General features: G+C 64.3%; 9 protein-coding genes and 1 tRNA gene. 5 read left to right on the top strand and 5 right to left on the bottom strand.

Annotation, left to right across the window (positions count from 1 at the left end; genetic code table 11):
- The 5 genes from glp to AB0B20_RS22635 form a co-directional block, all read left to right on the top strand.
- Window positions 1-1141: gephyrin-like molybdotransferase Glp (glp, locus tag AB0B20_RS22655; RefSeq protein ID WP_357473163.1), on the top strand; the 1141-nt coding region annotated here is incomplete at its 5' end.
- Complete coding sequence (locus AB0B20_RS22650; RefSeq protein ID WP_357381344.1) at window positions 1138-1785, top strand: GNAT family protein; 648 nt, start codon at window positions 1138-1140, stop codon at window positions 1783-1785. The genes glp and AB0B20_RS22650, both read left to right, overlap by 4 nt.
- A 169-nt stretch (window positions 1786-1954) precedes the next feature.
- The gene (locus tag AB0B20_RS22645; protein WP_357473160.1) at window positions 1955-2737 is read left to right on the top strand and encodes a hypothetical protein; all 783 of its coding nucleotides are present in this window, start codon (window positions 1955-1957) and stop codon (window positions 2735-2737) included.
- A gap of 181 nt (window positions 2738-2918) precedes the next feature.
- A tRNA-Ala gene (locus AB0B20_RS22640) sits at window positions 2919-2992 on the top strand.
- Between the two features lie 216 nt (window positions 2993-3208).
- A complete protein-coding gene (locus AB0B20_RS22635) occupies window positions 3209-3679 on the top strand; it encodes a hypothetical protein (RefSeq protein ID WP_357473158.1) in 471 nt (156 codons plus the stop codon).
- A gap of 291 nt (window positions 3680-3970) precedes the next feature.
- On the opposite strand, the gene AB0B20_RS22630 is transcribed toward AB0B20_RS22635, so the two are convergent.
- The 5 genes from AB0B20_RS22630 to AB0B20_RS22610 form a co-directional block, all read right to left on the bottom strand.
- Window positions 3971-5194: an ABC transporter permease gene (locus tag AB0B20_RS22630; protein ID WP_357473155.1), complete on the bottom strand. Its 1224-nt coding sequence runs from the start codon at window positions 5192-5194 to the stop codon at window positions 3971-3973.
- 8 nt (window positions 5195-5202) lie between these two features.
- The gene (locus tag AB0B20_RS22625; RefSeq protein ID WP_357473170.1) at window positions 5203-5883 is read right to left on the bottom strand and encodes an ABC transporter ATP-binding protein; all 681 of its coding nucleotides are present in this window, start codon (window positions 5881-5883) and stop codon (window positions 5203-5205) included.
- Window positions 5883-6386, bottom strand: coding sequence for a hypothetical protein (locus tag AB0B20_RS22620; RefSeq protein WP_357473152.1), 504 nt, complete (start codon window positions 6384-6386; stop codon window positions 5883-5885). Before AB0B20_RS22620 ends, AB0B20_RS22625 begins: the two co-directional genes overlap by 1 nt.
- 740 nt (window positions 6387-7126) lie before the next feature.
- Window positions 7127-8065, bottom strand: coding sequence for a hypothetical protein (locus tag AB0B20_RS22615; RefSeq protein WP_357473149.1), 939 nt, complete (start codon window positions 8063-8065; stop codon window positions 7127-7129).
- 63 nt (window positions 8066-8128) lie between these two features.
- Entirely contained in the window at window positions 8129-8611 is a 483-nt protein-coding gene (locus AB0B20_RS22610; RefSeq protein WP_357473146.1) for a hypothetical protein, read from the bottom strand.
- Window positions 8612-8954 lie beyond the last annotated feature (343 nt).

Raw genomic sequence — 8954 nt, 5'->3', positions numbered from 1 at the left:
CCTAGGCCGGCGCGAGCGGTGTGCCGCAGGCCGGGCAGGTGGTCGGCATGACGAACGGGCGGGCGTCGGCCGGACGCAGCCGGCCCCCTCCGGTATGCCCGGCGGCCGCAGCATCCGCCTCAACGTGGTGGGCGACCTGGGCGCGGCGAGCTGGCGGCCGGTGCGGCTCACCCCCGGCTCGTGCTTCTCGGTGGCGGCGGGCGCGCCGCTGCCGATCGGCGCGGACGTGGTCGTCCCGGTGGAGTGGACCGACCAGGGCATGGCCGCCGTGGAGATCTTCCGCGCCCCCAAGCGGGGGTACGGCCTGCGCCGCGCCGGGGAGGAACTGGTCGCCGGCACGCTGCTCGCCCGCGCCGGGGCGTACGTGTCCCCGGCTCTGGTCGCGGTGTTCGCCGCCACCGGCATCGGGCACGTCGTGGTGCGGCCCAGCCCGCGCGTGGTGATCGTGGCCACCGGCGACGAACTGGTGGACGTGGGCCGGGGCAGCCAGCCCGGTCAGGTGGTGGACACCAACTCGCACGCGCTGACCGCCGCGGCGGCGGAGGCGGGCGCGCTCGCGTACCGGGTGGGGATCTGCGACGACGACCCGGAGGCGCTGCGCGGCCTGCTGGAGGACCAGACGCTGCGGGCCGACCTGATCATCACCACCGGCGGCACCGGCACCGGGCCCGGTGACATGGTGCGCCGCATCCTGTCCCGCCGCGACGGCGGCCGGGCCGGGCCGGTCGCCTTCACAGAGGTGGCCCTCTATCCCGGAACGGCCCTCGGGTTCGGTACGGTCGGCGCCGAGGAGGTGCCGGTGGTGTGTCTTCCCGGTGAGCCCGGTGCGGCGCTGATCGGCTTCGAGGTGCTGGCCCGCCCGGCCATCCAGCTGCTGGCCGGGGCCGAGCCGGTGTTCCGGCCGAGCGTCCGCGCGCATCTGCTGGAGACGGTCTCGTCCCCGGTGGGGCTGCGCGAGTTCCGGCCCGCGCACGTGGCCGAGCGGCGCGGCGGCGGCTACACGGTGCAGCCGCTCGCCGGTGGTCCGTACACGCTCTCCGGCCTGTCCGACGCGAACGGCCTGCTGGTGCTCGGCGAGCGGGTCACCACCGCCGCCGCCGGATCCACCGTGGATGTGTTGTTGTTGGACCGACGCCGGTGAGCGTGCGGTTCCGGCGGGCGCCGGGGTGGCCGGCGGTGCTGGTGGACGGTCCGGTGGTGCTGCGGCCGTATCGGCGTTCGGACGCCGCCGCCTGGTCGGAGATCCGGCGCGCGAACCGGGACTGGTTGGCCCCGTGGGAGTCCCATGTGCCCGGTGGCTGGTACGAGACGAACTCACCCGCCGCGTTTCGCCTGGTGCACGCCGACCAGCGCAGGTCCGCGCGTACCGGTGAGGGCATGCCGTTCGCCGTCTGCCTGCGTGAGGACGGCCGGGAGCGGCTGGTCGGTCACGTGAACGTGGGCAGCATCGTGCGGCGGGCGTTCTGCTCCGGCTACGTGGGCTACTGGGTGGACTCCCGGGTGGCCGGTCGCGGTGTGATCCCGACCGCTGTGGCGCTCGCCGTCGACCACGCGTTCGGGCCGGGCGGCCTGCACCGGATCGAGGTGAACATCCGGCCGGAGAACATGCCGTCCCGGCGGGTGGTGGAGAAGCTCGGCTTCCGCGAGGAGGCCTATCACGTGCGCTACATGCACATCGACGGTGCATGGCGCGACCACATCGGATACGCGATGACCGGTGAGGAAGTGGCTGCCGAGGGCGGCTTGCTGGCGCGGTGGCACCGCGTACGTGACAACCGCCGCTGAGGCGTACGCCCGGCGCGGCGCACTGTGAACCGGGTCGGCGGCCCGTAACCTCAAGTAACTGCAAGCTGTGGCAAGCGCTGCCAGCCCGCACGAAGTGCGCCGTAAACGAGGGTCTACGGAACAAGTTGCGGCAGTGTGGCGCTCGTCGCGAACATTGGTGACGGGAGGGGTGAGGGTGCCCACGTCGGTGCTCCTCGCCGTCCTCGCCGCCGCCGGTCTGCTCGCCCTCGCTCCGGCGCTGGTCCGCCGGTACGACGCCACCGAGCGGCAGGTGGCGGAGCGGGCGCAGTCGACGGCGCGGGTGCTCCAGCGCCAGCGTCGACGGCGCACCGTGCCCGGGCGTCGACCGCTGCACCCGCCGCGCTCCCTGGTAGTGACCCTTAGTGAAGACTCCGACACGGGAAGTCTTGCCCGCCCGGTTTCCGCGCCACCGCTGCGCCGCCGTTCCGGGCGGCTCCGGCCCGTCTCCGCTGTCCCGGCCCAGTCCCGCCGACGGAACCCACCCCGGCGGCGGCACACCCCGGCGATCTACCGGCGGCGCCGGGTGCTCGCCGCGCTGCTGCTGCTCAACCTGGTGGAACTGGGCGGCGTGGTGCTCGTCGGACCCGGGTTCTGGATCAGCGTCTCGGTCACCGGCACACTGCTCGTCGCGTACGTCGTACACCTGCGGCAGCGCGCCCTGGCCGAGCGCCGGCGGCGGCGCGCGGACGCCCGCGAGGCGGCCTGGCTGGCCGCCCGCCAGGCCGAGGTGCGCCGCGAACAGGCCCGGCGCGCGGCGGCCCGGCGAGAGGCGCAGCGCCGGCTGGCCGCCCAGCGCGAGGCGGTCCGGCGTACGGCGATGGGGCTGGACCGCCCGGCGGACCTGCCGCCGGCGGCGAGCGGCGGCTCGGTGTCCTACCGGCGGGCAGGTGGCCTGCGCGGACGCCCCTACCAGTCCGGCCGAGGCGCCTGACCGCCTCGTTCGCGGCTTTGCTGGTGGCGATCTTGGAAGGTTTCGGCCCCTCCAGGGGCCTTTTCCTTCCAAGATCTACGGGGCGGCGGGGCGGTTCGCGTCGTGGGGGCGCGACCTGTTAGCCTTGTCGTCGGCCCGCCCGGTGAAAGCCGGGTGGGACCGACGCCGGTTCGCCGGCGGAGGGGCTGTGGCGCAGACCGGTAGCGCACCTCGTTCGCATCGAGGGGGTCAGGGGTTCAAATCCCCTCAGCTCCACAAGTAGTAGCAGGTCAAGGGCGAGTTCTCGGATGATCGAGAACTCGCCCTTGACCGTCTGACCGCCGTTTGACCGGCGGGCGGAGCCCCAGGCCGTGGCACGTGGCGGACGAACTCAAGCCGAACGGGTGAGGTGGACGCCAGTGGCGGCCTGGACAGTACGTCACTGGCAGCGGCAGCTGTTATGGCGGCACTCTGCCGTGGCTCAACCTTCAAGTGGTCCTGCAAGTCGATGGCCGAACGGTCAGCGCTGTCGAAGTCAACAATCGGCCGGATCTGGCGGGACTTCGGGCTCAAACCGCACCGAGCGGACTCGGTCACGCTGTCCACATTGAAAAATCGTCGATGCCGTCGGCCTCTATCGTGACAAGCCCGAACGCGCCGTCGTTCTGTGCGTGGACGAGAAGTCGCAGACCCGGCCCTGGGCCGCTCACAGCCCGTGCTGCCGATGATGCCCGACATGCCCGAGCGGCGCACCCACGACTACGCCCGCAACGGAATCACCAGCCTTTCGCCGCGTTCGACATCATCGACGGCACCGCGATCAGCGAACTGCACCGCCAGCACCGCGCCACCGAGTTCAAGAAGTTCCTGGCCACCGTCGACAAGACCGTGCCAGTCGAACTGGACGTGCACCTGATCTGCGACAACTACGGGACCCACAAGACTCCGGCCGTCCGCGCCTGACTCGCCCGCCACCCGCGGTTTCACATGCACTTCACCCCGACCGGTTCCGCGTGGACCAACCAGGTCGAACGCTGGTTCGGCTACCTCATGGAACAGAAACCGCCGCGGCGCCCACAAGAGCGTCCAGAGTCTCGGGGCGGACATCCGGGCGTGGATCGCTGACTGGAACAGCAATCCACGCCCGTTCGTCTGAACCAGGAGCGCCGAAGAGATCCTCGACTCACTCGCCCGATTTCGTAGGCGAATTTATGGCGCGGGACACTAGCGGGAGCCCCATCATTACCCATCGCGCTACCGTTGCAGTGCAGCCACTGGCTGTATGCGCATCGCTCGGAGACCTGGTATCAGACCAGCTATCAAGCCAACTCCGCCGCTGGATATCACTGCCAAGATCGCTGCCTGAATGTCTAGTACAGGAAGCCAATGGTTGAGCCATGCGACGAAACAGACCGCCACGGACCCCACGGCCACGCCGACCAGACCGCCGAGGACGCCTAGCGCTGTAGTCTCACCAAGGAGTTGGCCCAGGATATGGACAGGCCTAGCCCCTATCGCCCGACGTAGCCCGATCTCCGGGGTTCGAGAGCTTATGGAAGCAGCAGCCGCGTTAGCAATAGACACAGCGCCGACAACAAGAGCAACTCCACTGAGCATGATACTCGAGGTCTTTACATTCCCTTCGATCTCAAGTCTCAAAGTTTTGGGATCGGGAGGCGCGACTGATCGCAACTCAGTAGGAGCCTGCGGCCGTATCGACAGCGTAGCCTGAGCGCCAACAATCTGTGCGGCGCCCGCTCGAGTCTCAATAATTACGTCGCGTTCGGGTGGACGCCCGGTCAGCGCCATTTCGTCGGCGACGCTCATGGGGACCACGGCTGCAGACATCATCTCGGGCTGCCGTGTTACGTCCTTGTATATGCCAATCACCGTGAATGATCGGTCATTAATGAATACTCCAACGCCAACTCGGTCGATGCCCAGCTTTTCTGCAACGGGCGAAGCGAGCATCACAACGGGCACGCGACGACTCTCGTGGAAGTTGTCAAACGCTCGGCCGGCGAGAATCCTCGGGCCCACCACAGCAATTGCGCCGGGATCGGCGCCTACTACCTGAACACCCACGGGCGGGGAACCAAGCGCCCGCTGGATCGTTTGTTCGGAGAGTATCGATCGTCCCCCAGCGGCAACGACACCGTTTAACGACCGGAGTCCCGCCAGTCTCTCGGCATCTTGCCAAGAGGAATCAAGGTCTTTGACTTGGGGGACCACACGAACCGCTGTCGCACGACGTACGTCGAAGGATGAGCTGACCTGTCTACCCATCGTGGAGCCGATTCCAAGGGTCGCGACGAAAGCCGCCGCGCCAAGGATAGTACCGACCGCCGTTATGAGCGAACGGCCGGGAAAGCGTATTACCGAGAAGGTCGACTCAAATATAAAGTCGGCAAGCTTGAACCGGGCCAGCCGGACATCAAATGCGCTGTGAAGGCTTCTCTTTCGGAATTCCAATCTCATGTCCTGGCCTACGAGTTACCATCGGGGATTAGCTCCGAGACCCGACCGTCATGGACCTTGAGCCGCCGAAGGCCTCGTCTCGCGACTACGGGGTCATGAGTCACGACTACGATAGTCAATCCCTCCCGGTGTATTTCTTCCAAGACTTCAAGAACCATGTTCGTATTGGCGCTGTCCAAACTTCCAGTCGGTTCATCACAGAAGAGGACGCTAGGCCCACCTGCAATTGCTCGGGCTATCGCGACGCGCTGCCGTTCGCCGCCGGATAAAGTTCGAGGATCTGACCTCGCGCGGGAGGCAAGACCCATTCGATCAAGAGCTGCTAACGCCAGACTCCGTCTAGTCTTCCTTTCAACTGGCCTATAGATCATCCCCAACTCAACATTCTCAAGGGCAGTTCGGCCAGGAAGTAGGTGAAACGCTTGAAAGACGAAGCCGAACATTTGACCGCGCACGGAGCCCCGTAGTCGCTCATCCATCTGGGTTGTTTCGTTGCCGAACACTCTATAGGAGCCCGAAGTCGGCGTATCAAGAAGCCCCAAGATGTTCAGCAAGGTGGACTTGCCGGAACCTGAAGCCCCTGTAACCGTCACGAAATCGCCCGCAGCGACAGACAAGCAGGTCTCACGTAATGCGTAGATTTGATGCCCGTCTTCGAAGACCCGTTGAACACCGTCAAGCGCGAGCATCATCGCAGCCCGACCACAACTATGCTTCCTTCTCCAAGGGCGCCGGATACATCATTTTTGACCTCGACCCATCCGCCCACCGCCTGATTTGCTGAAACCGTCACGTCCGATGTACTGCCGTCACCGAGAACTGTCGTGACAAAGGATGTTCCGTCGGGTCTCGAATAAACGGCCGTAACAGGGACTGCCAGGACTGGGCTATTGCCTTGACTAGACGGTATCTCAATTAGCAGCGAACGGTCGTTCACCGCTAAAGGTCGACCCTTGAATCGTAGGGTCACGGCAACGCCGGATGTGCCTGTGCCGCTATCTATACTGGCCTTAGAAGCTACGGTCGCGACCTCCAACTTGACGCGGGTGCCCGATGTTTCATCAAGTGCACTCGCGGCTTGTCCCGCTTGTAGTTGCCGCGCCTTTTCAGGCGTAAGCATTACGGCCACGAACGGCTCGGAACCATCTAGCTCAAGAATTGCGGCATCGGCGTCCGTGAGGATCGAACCCACCCTTACATTCAGGGCGGTGACCCGAGATTCCCGCTTACCCGTACGCAATACCAGTGATCGACTTAATACGACATCGCCTTCGCCTGCGATATTCGTCAAAGAGGCCGAAGGCGTGGGGGCTGAAGGGTCAGGTGAGAGCGAACTACGTTTGGTTCTTGGAAAGGGATATCCGCTGTCGGCAAGGAACCTGTGAATCTCCGCGACGGTGGTTGAGTCGACTGTGCCTGTCTTGCCCACTTTGTAGCCGAGTCGACGGAGTGCGGCTTGCACGGCCTCAACATCCGGACCTACTGCGCCCACCGTAAGATCTCGATATAGCGGGAAGGGGAGCCATAATGCAATGAGAGGCTGGCCTGCTACATCCAGTACCGGATCCCCCTCATGGAGGGTTTGGCCCGAGCGGAGGCGAATGCGCGTTACCACGGCGTCCGGCCCAGTTGCACCGGGTGGCGGAAGGACCTTCGTGCTAGGGCCCGGCGTGACGTTGCCACGGATTAAGATAGGCTCTGTAAGGACCCGACTTTCAACCCTCGCAGTAACTAGCGACGGCCTAGGAGGAGCCGCATCAGCCGCCGCCTGTTCTGGGGTGCGAACGAACCGTCCCGTGACGAAGAATCCACTGACGATGGCGAGCCCAACCACGGCGACAGTTGAAGCGAACAGAGTTCGTTTGCGGCTACGGCGAAACTGAGGTGGCGACTTATGAGCGGGTAGGCCCTCGGCTCGTATCTTTTCCTGAATCAAGCTTTACCAACCAGCTGTGCCGCCGTCTTGGCAAGAGCCTCGATTTTCGGATTCAGCTCGGTTAGCGCCTCGGCACGTTTCTCCACAAATTCCCGTTGGACTGCCGCAATTGTCTCGCGATTCGCCTTAGTTGTCCCGGTTTCCTGTTGGCATTGGTACCATGCAACGGCGAGCTTCGCCTCTTCGGGTGTCGGGACATACTTCCCGGGCGAAAAGGCGCGGTCGACTTGGACCGTTCCTGGCTCAGGATTCGGCGTCCATTCCTCGGAGCCACCCTCAACTTGGCCGAACTCTATGCCGAGGAGTTGTGGCTTGGGTGTCTGCAAGAACTGTTGCTCGTCTGCGGGCTGGTAGCCCTTGCGCTTGATGCAAGTGAGCATTTTGGCTGGAAGATCCTCGGGAAGTCGGCGGTCTACCTCTTCACGGTATAGCAGCAACTCGTTCCCCAGGTCATGATAGCTCCGGAATAGATCCTCCGAACCTGACCCAAGCGCCCGCCACCCAGCGCCTCGGCATTTCTCGGCGACCTCGTCGTAGTTTTTATCGAAGGATGCGACCTTCGGCGGTTGCCAACCCGGGTCCTGGCCGAAACCTTTGGCTCTGGCCTGATCCTCGCTCAGGAGCCCAAACTGCGACTCATCAGTGACAAACACCGATGTCGTGGGGTATGGCCTAGAGGAGTCGACCTGTAGATTCTGGGGGTACCCCGCGTCCGCCATGCACTTATCGCTCTGGATTTGAAGCGCGTACTCAACTACTTCCATGTCGAGACCGCGGTAGTTGTCCAGAGCGAACTCGGTATTCTTTATGCCGCTCGTCGATGGGGGCGTCCCTGCGATTTCGCTGCTGCACGCCACGAGGGCCGGCACCAACACTGAAGCCGCGAGAGCGATCGCGAGGGCTGCTAATCCTCCCCCACTCCGCCGACTGATCATTCTGATGTACCCCTAGCTAGGATTGTTGTGGGAGCGGCAACCGGCGCCGCTCCCACAAATCACTTACTTGTTGGCCGGGCTGCCTTCCGAGCATCGCGAGTGACCGTTATTACGGTTCCCGTTGGAACCCAAGTTGACCCAGCTGCTTGCAAAGCGATCGTAGGTCTGCAACACGTACCATGTTCCTTGACTGTTCACATCCCACAGCTTGACCGAGCAAGAGGTGTCGCGGTTCCAGATCCCAGATGCCCTGTCCATGACCTGATTGCGGGTGAAGTTAGTTCCAGCATTGAAGGTGTACGGTTCGTGCGCGTTGTTCTGGTGGTGGTTTGCGCTATTCCAGAAGTCCTTGTGTGACCGGTTCCAGTCCGACGAATACTCACTGAAGCAGATTTCGGTGGAGGTGCAGGCCGGAGTGTTTGCGCCCTGGTCGAGAGCCATTGCCGGCGTGGCGGAAACCGCAACGCCACCGAGGCTCAGAGCCACTGCGGCGGCGGCGCGTGGAGCGGTACGCCCTAACAGGGGTACCATCTTGGTGTTTCTCATCTCGACTCCTAGGTCGGTGCGGGTGAGAGACCGGTGGTCATGGTGTTACAGCACCATGACCACCACTCAATGACAGCAGTCAGTGATCGCCCGGGCAATGATCGACATGACCGCGTGGGCTGGACAATACGGGGTACGCGATCCGGGCGGGTGCCCGTTCGCACCGGCTAAAGCGTGAGACCGGTCGAGGTGACCGGGAGTGATCATGAAAACCACGCATCGTCTGGAGGTCATGCTGTGCTCGGCGTCGTTGACTACCCATAGTGAATGTCACGCTTTGGTAACAAGCTGTGGCGCGGGCGAACAAGGGTAGTCCTTCCATCGGTCACACGCTGGGGGATCT

Origin of the sequence: Micromonospora sp. NPDC049151 (assembly GCF_040648395.1) — a bacterium.
In the GTDB taxonomy this organism is placed as follows: domain Bacteria; phylum Actinomycetota; class Actinomycetes; order Mycobacteriales; family Micromonosporaceae; genus Micromonospora.
Note: the sequence above shows the minus strand (reverse complement) of the source record. Positions and strands in the feature narration are given on the sequence as shown.